General features: G+C 60.9%; 6 protein-coding genes and 2 pseudogenes. 6 read left to right on the forward strand and 2 right to left on the reverse strand.

The window, feature by feature from the left end; genetic code table 11:
* Positions 1-39: 39 nt before the first annotated feature.
* Positions 40-285 (forward strand): annotated as a pseudogene (locus CKW40_RS45670) (RES family NAD+ phosphorylase); the annotation flags it as partial.
* Positions 286-439: 154 nt separating this feature from the next.
* Here the strand turns inward: CKW40_RS45670 and scpB are convergent.
* Together scpB and CKW40_RS38750 are read right to left on the reverse strand one after the other, a co-directional pair.
* Positions 440-1,162 (reverse strand): SMC-Scp complex subunit ScpB, encoded by a 723-nt coding sequence (gene scpB, locus CKW40_RS38745; protein WP_095204924.1) that lies wholly within the window; start codon positions 1,160-1,162, stop codon positions 440-442.
* A 2-nt stretch (positions 1,163-1,164) separates the two neighbouring features.
* Complete coding sequence (locus CKW40_RS38750; RefSeq protein ID WP_095204925.1) at positions 1,165-2,121, reverse strand: DUF1403 family protein; 957 nt, start codon at positions 2,119-2,121, stop codon at positions 1,165-1,167.
* A gap of 777 nt (positions 2,122-2,898) precedes the next feature.
* On the opposite strand from CKW40_RS38750, the pseudogene CKW40_RS44970 reads away from it, so the two are divergent.
* The 5 genes and pseudogenes from CKW40_RS44970 to repB all read left to right on the forward strand — a co-directional run.
* Positions 2,899-3,137, forward strand: a pseudogene (locus CKW40_RS44970) (integrase); the annotation flags it as partial.
* A 156-nt stretch (positions 3,138-3,293) separates the two neighbouring features.
* The gene (locus tag CKW40_RS38760; protein ID WP_439331034.1) at positions 3,294-4,397 is read left to right on the forward strand and encodes an ATP-binding protein; all 1,104 of its coding nucleotides are present in this window, start codon (positions 3,294-3,296) and stop codon (positions 4,395-4,397) included.
* A 323-nt stretch (positions 4,398-4,720) separates the two neighbouring features.
* On the forward strand, positions 4,721-5,878 hold the full coding sequence (locus CKW40_RS38765) for a site-specific integrase (protein ID WP_095204927.1): 1,158 nt from the start codon (positions 4,721-4,723) through the stop codon (positions 5,876-5,878).
* 798 nt (positions 5,879-6,676) lie between these two features.
* The gene (gene repA / locus CKW40_RS38770; RefSeq protein WP_095204929.1) at positions 6,677-7,885 is read left to right on the forward strand and encodes a plasmid partitioning protein RepA; all 1,209 of its coding nucleotides are present in this window, start codon (positions 6,677-6,679) and stop codon (positions 7,883-7,885) included.
* On the forward strand, positions 7,882-8,877 hold the full coding sequence (gene repB / locus CKW40_RS38775; protein WP_095204928.1) for a plasmid partitioning protein RepB: 996 nt from the start codon (positions 7,882-7,884) through the stop codon (positions 8,875-8,877). Before repA ends, repB begins: the two co-directional genes overlap by 4 nt.
* Positions 8,878-9,083 lie beyond the last annotated feature (206 nt).

Here is a 9,083-nt window from a genome sequence, read left to right on the forward strand (position 1 = left end):
CGTCGAAGCCCTTTACCTGTCCCGCGCGCCTCAGACGGCTTGGAGGAATACAAGCAGGGCGCTAGCATCACCCCGCCCGCCACCCTTGCCGCCTACAAGATCACGCTTTCCGAGATCGCCGATCTTTCTCAGGTGTTCGACCCGAATGTTTGGGATATTGCCTGGAAGGAATGGGATTGTGCCTGGCGCCAGATCGCTCGTATCGACAGCAAGATACCTTCATCGTGGAAGCTTGCGGACCTGGTCATTACAACCGGGCTTCGCGGTATCCTGTTCCCATCGCTGCGCCACGCCGGCGGCACCAACCTAGTGATCTTTTCAGCAACCTTGTCGAAGGCGACAAGGTCGCGGTCCATGATCCCGATCACCGGCTGCCGAACGATCAGTCATCGTGGCCCTGAGTTGCTAGCTGTCGTAAGCAATCCGATTTCCGATCAGTTCAGAGCGCCTCATCCTCAACGACGCCAATCGTTGGCTCGCCCTCTTCGCCGTCGCCTTCCCCCCGGACTAGACCGGTCGGTATATCCCCGGCCAGCAGTTTCTCCTTCGACAGCAGCCCGGCATCCTCGAGCGCCTCGAAATCCGGCAGCTGGCGCAGCGTGTCGAGCCCGAACTGCGACAGGAAATTTTTGGTCGTCACATAGGTGTAGGGTGCGCCCGGCTTCGGGCTGCGCGGCCCTGAGGCGATGAGGTCCTGCGCGCGCAGCACACCGATCAGATCGCGCGACACCTCCTTGCCGAAAAAGCTCGACAGCTCGCCACGCGTGATCGGCTGGAAATAGGCAATGCACATCAGCACGAGTGCCTCCGCCTGCGACAGTTCTTTTGTCCCCTGCCCCGGGGCTGTCCCGAATGCGGCGTGGATGATGTCGCCAAAAACCTTTTTGGTCCGGTGCTGCCAGCCGCCGGCGACCGACACCAGCTCGTAGGGGCGGCCGACGAGCTCGGCGCGGATGTCATCGATGATCAGCTCGAGATTGCAGTCTCTTCCCACCACCCGCGCGAGGACACTACGTGTCACCGGTTCGCTGGCCGCAAAGATCACCGCCTCCACCCGGCCCATCCACTCGCGCCAGCGCAGTTCTGGCGGCAGGTGATCGAGTTCGGTGTCAAGCAGCGCCGGCTGATCGTTCGGCTTGTGGCGGGCAGGGGCTTCGCTCATCGCTAGAGTCCAAACAATCGGAACGTGGGACGGCCGGAGAGCTCGCGCACGGCCTCCAGTTGCTGCAGCCGCTCGAACAGCCGCCGCGATGCAAAGCGCGACAGATCCTTCATCGTCAGCGATCCGGAGACGGCGTCTTCGTTGAGCAGCAGGAAGATCACCTCGCCGGCACCCTTGGCGCGCAATTTCGGCGCCACTGTCAGAAGTTTCTCGGCACGGCGCGACAATTCGACGGCCAGCCGGCAGGCATCGGCTGCCGCTTGAACAAGCGCGCCGCAGACCGCCCGCTCAAAGCCTTCTTCCCCGGGTCGGACGCGCTTGCGGCCGCCGGCCTCGGCGCGGAAGGACGGGCCAAAGGCTTGCGCCATCAGGAGCGGCAGCGGTCGCGGCCAGCGCAGGCTTTGCGCCAGCACCAGGTCGGCGAGCCACCAGGCCAAAAGCTCGGCATCGGGATGCATGGCGACGACGCGGGCGGCGATCGCCGCGGCGGCGAAAGGCGCCGGCCGCCGCGAGCGCGCCAGGTCGTCGATCTGCGTGCAAAGGTCGGCGACCGCGGCACGGTCCCAATGAAGGCCAAGCTGGTCGACGATCCTTTCTAGCCGCTCGGGGGTGGCAACTGGCGGCTGCATGGCCAGCTGTCGCCAGGCACCAAAGATCGTGCCGGCGGGCCCAGGGTCTGCACCTGGCGTGCGCAGGTGCCAGGCGTCGCGCAGAGCGGCTTCGTCTTCGGTGCGGCCGGCGAGTCGCATATTGGCGGCGGCGCATTTCAGCGCCAGCCGCTGGCGCCAAGCGCCGGCCCAGCTAGGCTGCGCGCGGGCGAGGCCGTCGAGCGAAGCCAGGGCGGCGCCGGCATTGAAGGCGGCGTCAGCGTCGCTCGGCGCGCTGGCGTTTGCGAGCGCCCAGGCCGGGACGGCAGGCGGCGCAGCGGAGCTGGCCGTCGCGGGATCGAGACGAATCATGGTTCGGAGGGTAAAGCGCCCGTGCGCTTCGCGCCATGATATTCGCTCGAAAACGCACAGCCTGTCGTGTGGATATAATGAACGATAATGTTGCATTATCGGTCGTTTTGAAAAAAATCCCTAAGCCGGCTCAGGGACGCGCTTTTCGACCGGAAATGCTGAGAATTTCGTCTGGGAGCCAAGCCGCCGACAATCGCCAAGCTTCGGCAGGTCGTCGGGCCTTTTCAGGTCGGCGGCTCCCAGCTGCCGGCCCAAGCCGATGGCAACGACCACGGGTCATTGCATCGCAGGCCAACTCTAGCGCTTTTTTGCCCTTTCCGCAAGGTCGCTTCACTCGCTGTCCGCTGCCCGCAATTGCTGGGAGGCTCATCAAACCCCGCTCGATCGCATGGCTAGCGCTTTGAAACCACGAGGAAGTTTTCCCGCGTGTGGCCGAATTCGCCTGACTATCGGGCCCGCGCCCAGCCTCCGGACAGGTCGAGCAGGACGCCGAAATTCAGGCCGATCGGGCCTCCGGGCGACATCTCGCGCATGCTTGTGCGGCCAGATGATTCGGGATTTTTGGGCCTGTTTCAGCGGGCCGGAACCCCGTGCGAGGTGCCGCCATTTTTGATTTTTGAATCGGTTTTCATGAGACTGCGTGCATGCCGTCCGCGCCTGTGTCCCCCAAACCATTGATTTGCAGGCACTTGCTTCGCTGAAAGGCATTCACGCCGGTTGTCACGCAGTCTCACGATTTCCGATTCACTGGCTGAGACGCCATACTGTAAGACAGCGGAGGTTGCGCGCCCTGGTCGGACGCGTGGCCCTTGCTGCGGCGTCCGCGGTGATCTGTCGGATAGCAGGCGCCGTCAAAAGTTTTCCGGGCATTCGCTGCGCGCCCGCCTCCTCGGCCGAGGTTGACGAGCGCTATTGTGCAAAAACAGCTCGGCCACGCCGCGGCGAAAATGACGCGAAAGTACCAGCGGCGGCCCAACCGATTTCGTGTCATTCTTACCAAGGCGAGCCGGTTGTAGGAAGCAAGGCCCCCGCCCTATTTTCGTCCGCAGCAGCAAAATGGGCGTCCGAGGGTCCTTGCAAAATGAAAGTGAAGTTTGTAATTTGCGAGGATGATTTCTCGCAGAGTCCTACCGTTGGTCAGGCAAGCGCTCGGACGACAGGCGGCTGTCGCTTTGATCGGCCCGAGACAGGTCGGCAAGACGACCCTCGCATTGGAAGTCGGCGGGGAGACCGGTGCGCTTTACCTCGATTTGGAGTCGCGCGAGGATCGAAACAAGCTCTCGGATCCCGTCCTCTTTCTCAAGGCCTACGAAGATCGGCTGGTCATTCTCGACGAGATCCACCGTGTGCCGGACTTGTTCCAGGAACTGCGCGGCTTGATCGATCAGGGCCGCCGCCGGGGACGCCGCAGCGGCAGGTTCCTGCTGCTGGGCTCCGCATCGATGGACCTGCTCCGCCAATCCGGCGAAAGCCTTGCCGGCCGTATCGAATATGTCGAGATGACGCCGCTCGATGTCCTGGAAGTTGGAGCAACGGACACCGAGCGCCTTTGGCTGCGCGGCGGGTTTCCGGACAGCTTTTTGGCAGCCTCCGATGCCGACAGCCTGGCGTTCCGGCGCAGCTTCATTCGAACCTACCTCGAACGCGATGTCCCGCAATTCGGACCACGTATTCCCGCACAGACGCTGGAGCGGCTCTGGACCATGCTCGCCCACAATCAGGCTGGTCTCTTGAACGCTTCGCGGCTGGCGTCCGGCCTGGCCGTCAGCGCACCGACCGTGACATCCTACGTCGATCTTCTCGTCGATCTTCTCCTGGTGCGAAGGCTTCTTCCATATCACGCCAATACCGGCAAGAGACTTGTAAAGTCGCCAAAAGTCTATGTGCGCGACAGCGGCATCGTGCACGCGCTGTTGGGCATCGAAGATCTCAATGGCCTTTCCGGGCACCCCGTTGTCGGGGCCAGCTGGGAGAGCTACGTCATCGAAAATCTTCTCTCCGTAGCGCCTGCGCGTACAGTGGCCAGTTTCTATCGGACCGCCGCCGGCGCCGAAATCGACCTCCTTCTGGCTGCGCCCGGCAAACGTCCTTGGGCGATCGAGATCAAGCGCAGTCTGGCGCCGAAGGTTGAAAAGGGCTTCCACCTGGCTTGCGAGGACGTCAATCCGGCGCGTCGCCTCGTCGTCTATCCCGGTGCCGAAAGCTTCCCTCTCAAGGATGGCGTGGAGGTGAAGAGCCTAGGCGCTCTCGCAAAGGCTGTGGTGGATCTTGCATGACGGAGGCCGTGAATTCTTCGCTTTCCTCCCCACGAGACTACTACCGCCTCAACCGGATGCGCACGTCTAACCCCCATCCTGGCGCCCGTTCGTTAAGCAATGCGGCTATCGATATCGGTCACCGAAAATGCACTTGTCCTCGCCTCAACCACCTTCCAGGACTGCCTTCTTCGTGGCGTGGCTGAGTCGAGCCGAACAAAGACATGGGTGAGTTCGGTACCCCGATCCTACCGGCCATCCTGCGGTGGACAAATCAGTCCGTTGGTCTCAGGCTAGGATGTAGAGAATCGCGCCGCCATGACATTACCACAGACGAGATTTTGATGGGCAATGCCCGCCATTTGATGAAGCACACCGATCCGGCCGATGCGGGCGACTTGCCGGACATTGTCGATCTCGTGATGGAGATGGGCCATCCGACGCCGTATGAACTGCGCGGTGGCGAAGAGGGAGCCCCCTCCCCTCCCCTGCCGGTTGGAGCAAAGGAACAAGACCGGTTGCCTGGCCACCTCGAGCGCTTGGCGGACCGAGCCCGCGATTATGTCGAGGCGGCGAGCTCAGCCAACACACGTCGCGCCTATGCATCGGACTGGAAGCATTTTTGCGCCTGGTGCCGTCGCCAGTCTTTTGAGCCGCTGCCTCCGGACCCGCAGATCGTCGGGCTCTACATCACGGCGCAGGCCTCGGAGCGAGGAGCAGGCAAAAAGTCGGTGTCGACGATTGAGCGCCGCCTGTCGTCCTTGACGTGGAACTATACGCAACGCGGGCAGCCGCTCGATCGCAAGGATCGCCATATCGCCACCGTGCTGGCCGGGATCCGCAACAAACACGCCTCCCCTCCCCGGCAGAAGGAAGCCGTGCTGCGCGACGATCTGATCGCCATGCTGGAGACCCTCGACCGCGGTACGCTGCGGGGCTTGCGCGACCGCGCCATGCTGCTCCTGGGCTTCGCGGGCGGCCTGCGGCGCTCCGAAATCGTCGGCCTCGATGTCGGCCGCGATCAGACTGAAGACGGCAGCGGCTGGATCGAATTTTTCCCGGACAAGGGCGTGCTGGTGAATTTACGGGGGAAAACCGGCTGGCGCGAGGTCGAGGTCGGCCGCGGCTCGTCCGACGCCACCTGCCCGGTCGTCGCCCTGCAGACATGGCTGAAACTGGCCCGTATCGTGCATGGTCCGTTGTTTCGTCGTGTCACCGGCCAGGGCAAAGCCGTCGGTGCGGATCGCCTCAACGACCAAGAAGTCGCTCGCCTCGTGAAGCGGACGGCTTTGGCCGCCGGCGTGCGTGGCGATTTGTCGGAAGGCGAACGCGGTCAAAAGTTTTCGGGGCATTCACTGCGTGCCGGCCTCGCCTCCTCGGCCGAGGTCGATGAGCGCTATGTGCAGAAGCAGCTCGGCCACGCATCCGCGGAGATGACTCGCAAATACCAGCGCCGGCGCGATCGGTTCCGTGTCAATCTCACCAAGGCGAGCGGTCTATAGCACGAAGGCCCTTTCTTCCCTGACCGATGGGCGGCTCAGCCACTCAGTTTCAACGATGAAAATAGGTGCCGTAGCGGCCTCCGTCGCGGGTCAGGAGCGGCAGAACGCTAACGGCGTTCTCGACCATAAGGATGGGGAGTCGGCGATAGCGTAGCGGATGAGCAGACAATTGCCTTCGATGTCGCCGACTTCCCCGGCCGCTTCCTCGTCGAGGGTACGGAAGTCTCCATCGCCCGCTTTGACCCTTCCGACTTAAGTTGCGGGATCACCGAGGGGTCGCCCGAAAGACAGAGCAGCCACAGCAGGATCGAGCGCTGGGCTGAGGGCGTATGAAAATGGCGGCGCGGTCGACATATTGCGACGACGTTGATTGCGGCCATTGCCCAAGGCACGGTGGAACAGCTCGGCGTGAACGTTGCCGCTTGACGATTTTCATTTTCCGCGCGGGCCCACCGATGCGCTGGACCGACCACGACATCCGGGTGACGCGACGATGAAAAACACTGGGTTGTGAGCATGTGTCACCTGGTGCCGCGTTGACCACTGGCCGCGACACCCACTCCACGAGCTATGCGAGAGACGAGCAAGTTGGCCGCGGCCAACTCTTCCGATTTGCAGCCGGAAGCGAACGAACGACACACTCAGGGTAACAATCGCCCATGGCCGGCTTTGCGGGATCTGTCGCCCCCAAGCTCCTGATTCAGAAGGTTTCTTGGCAGGGTTACCGAATCATGTCACTGTCGATACGGATTTTTAGCAAATTCGATGTAAAAAGCGCATCGAAAGGGGAAATCGATGTTGCAGAATCAAAACGTATCTACGGCTGTTTCTTCCGATGCGCGAATTTCGCACCACGCGCGGCAGCTGTCTATGCAGTTGCAGTTGCTCCGGGAGCGCTTATTCCCACCATCTTCCCAAAAAATGCTCAAGACATTCACCTCGGGCGAAGCGGCTCACCTCGTCGGAGTGTCAGATGGCTATCTTCGACAGCTGTCGCTCGACGGCAAAGGCCCTATGCCGGCATTGTCGCCAACAGGAAGACGCTCATACACCCTCGAACAGATCAACGACCTTCGGAAATACATGGCATCCGCCAAACCGAAGGACGCCATCACATATCTTCCTTGGCGACGGGGAGGCGAGAGGCTTCAGACGATCGCGGTTGCGAATTTCAAAGGGGGCAGTGCAAAAACGACGACATCGATCTACCTGGCACAATACCTTGCGCTGCAGGGATATCGTGTCCTTGCCGTCGATCTCGATCCGCAGGCTTCTTTGTCATCAATGCTTGGCGTTCAGCCGGAATTCGATCTCGCGGAAGGCGACACGCTCTACGGCGCAATACGTTATGACGAGAAACGTAGGCCGCTCAAGGACATCATCCGCAAGACGTACTTCGCGGGCCTCGACCTGGTCCCGGGAAACCTCGAACTGATGGAATTCGAGCACGAGACCCCAACCGCTTTGATGGGGCGGAAAACAGGCAGCAGCGAAATCTTCTTCAGGCGCGTCGGTATCGCCTTGGCCGAAGTCGAGGCTGACTACGATATCATGATAGTGGACTGCCCTCCGCAGCTCGGTTACCTGACGCTAGGTGCTGTGTGTGCAGCAACCAGTCTGTTGATCACAATTCACCCGCAGATGGTGGACGTGGCATCAATGAGCCAGTTTCTGCTGATGACATCGGATCTGCTGTCAGTTGTCCGGAAGGCGGGTGGGGACCTGAACCACGATTTCATCCGGTACGTCATCACGCGCCACGAGCCGCATGACGGTCCGCAGGCACAAATCGTGGCTCTGTTGCGAAGTTTGTTTGGCAACGAAGTTCTGGCGGCGACCGTCCTGAAATCTACGGCAATCGCCGATGCGGGGCTCACAAAGCAGACACTCTACGAAATCGAAAGGGGACAAGTTCGGCGATCGACATTCGACCGAGCTCTCGAATCCCTAGACGCCGTTAACGGAGAAATCCTGGATGGCGTCAAGAGAGTCTGGGGACGGACATGAGCAGACGCGACAAACTGACGGGGATCTTTGCCGATACCTCACGCGAGTTGGCCGCGGCCAACATCTTGGGGCAGGGTGACGAGAATCGCGTGTTAGCGGGTCCAGTAAGGACGATGGGGCTTGCCCTCGACCGAATGGACCAGGAAGCCCGTGAATTGCAGGAGGCCTTGAAGGCAGGCGAAAAGGTCGTTGAACTGGACCCTGGGCTCATCGACAGCTCGTTCGTGCGAGATCGCTTGGACGATGAGTTGGCCTCGACCGATGACCTGGTGAGGTCGATCGAGGAAAATGGGCAAGAAGTGCCGATTTTGGTGAGGCAGCATCCCGATATCGAAGGCCGCTATCAGGTCGCCTATGGCCACCGCAGACTTCGCGCCGTCCGACTGATGAAGCGGAAGGTGAGGGCGGTAGTCAGGACCTTGACTAATAACGAGCTTGTTGTCGCGCAAGGTATCGAGAACAGCGCTAGAAAGGATCTCTCGTACATCGAGCGATCCCTTTTCGCAACGAGCCTCGAAAACCACGGCTTTGGTCGGGATGTTATCATGCAGGCGCTCTCGACCGACAAAACAGAGCTGTCAAAGCTGCTTTCTGTCGCAAAAGGTATCCCTGGCGATATCGTCAAAGCCGTCGGTGCGGCCCCCTCAATGGGCCGCCGCAGGTGGATGGAACTCGCCGAAAAGATTTCCGAACCCAAGGTGATGGAAACTGCCCGTAATGTCATCCAGGATCCCGAGTTCGGAGCCTTAAGCTCGGATGAGCGCTTCATGCTGGTTTTGGCAGAGGTTTCGAAGAAGCCTAGGCGGGAACAGAAAGTCATCGAGTGGAAGCCGAACCATGGCACGATTGCGGCGAAGATTAAGGACAACGGCAACGCCTACACCCTGTCCCTTAAGACAGCCGGCGTCGATGAGGGCTTCGGCGCATATCTGACAGCGCGATTGGATGATCTCTACGCCGACTGGGCAAACAGGAAATCGAAGCAGGAGTAGAACCGCAAAAGAAAAAGGCCCCCGAACGTCACCGTCGCGGAAGCCCTTCTCGTATCTAGCAATCCGAGAATCTCATTTCCGCGAATCACTGTCAAGAGTCTTTGGCGTCGATTCGGCGAGCAGGTTTCTTTTGCCTGATTGAAAGGCGAAGGAAAAAATGGAGACGGGTATTGCAACGACGCCCTTTGGGCGGCGGCCGATGTCGC

The organism is Mesorhizobium carmichaelinearum (assembly GCF_900199455.1).
GTDB classification, from domain to species: domain Bacteria; phylum Pseudomonadota; class Alphaproteobacteria; order Rhizobiales; family Rhizobiaceae; genus Mesorhizobium; species Mesorhizobium carmichaelinearum.